Origin of the sequence: Ectothiorhodospira variabilis (genome assembly GCF_022227625.1) — a bacterium.
GTDB classification, from domain to species: domain Bacteria; phylum Pseudomonadota; class Gammaproteobacteria; order Ectothiorhodospirales; family Ectothiorhodospiraceae; genus Ectothiorhodospira; species Ectothiorhodospira haloalkaliphila.
Genome location: NZ_JAJNAO010000063.1, coordinates 1 through 491 on the forward strand (window position 1 = coordinate 1; position 491 = coordinate 491).

Annotated in this window: 1 protein-coding gene; it reads right to left on the reverse strand. The window is 67.0% G+C overall.

All coding sequences use genetic code 11. The features are described 5' to 3' along the window. A partial coding sequence (locus LPW30_RS15935; protein ID WP_420797729.1) for an AAA family ATPase occupies window positions 1-471 on the reverse strand: 471 nt, incomplete at its 3' end. Between the last annotated feature and the right edge of the window lie 20 nt (window positions 472-491).

The following is a 491-nucleotide window of genomic DNA, read 5'->3' on the forward strand; positions in this document are numbered from 1 at the left end:
CGCCATGCCCAGGCGGCGGCGCAGCTCGGTGAGGCCGACGAACAGCAGGCACAGGCGGGGATCGGAGTCCATGGCGTAGTTGGTGAGCAGGCGCAGATCCTCCAGGACATCGTTGCGCAGGTGATGGGCCTCGTCGATGATCAGGACCGGCAGCTGCTTGCTCTCCAGGGTGAGCCGGGAGATTTCGGCGCGCACCTGGCGGAAGGCGCTGGCGCGATTGCGTTCGGTGGGCAGGCCCAGTTCCCAGGCGATGGACTTGTACATGTCCATGACATTGCCGGTGGTCAGGGGGATGTAGAAGGTACGATAGAGTCCCGAGTGCAGGGTGCTGGTGATGCGTCGGCAGGCGGTGGTCTTGCCGCTGCCGGCCTCGCCGGTGAGCAGGCCGATGCCCCGCAGGCGCAGCAGGTGCCTGAGCCGGGCCTGGGCCCCGCGCAGGGTCTGGGACTCGAACAGGTCTTCACTGGCCACGCTGGGTTCGAAGGGATAGT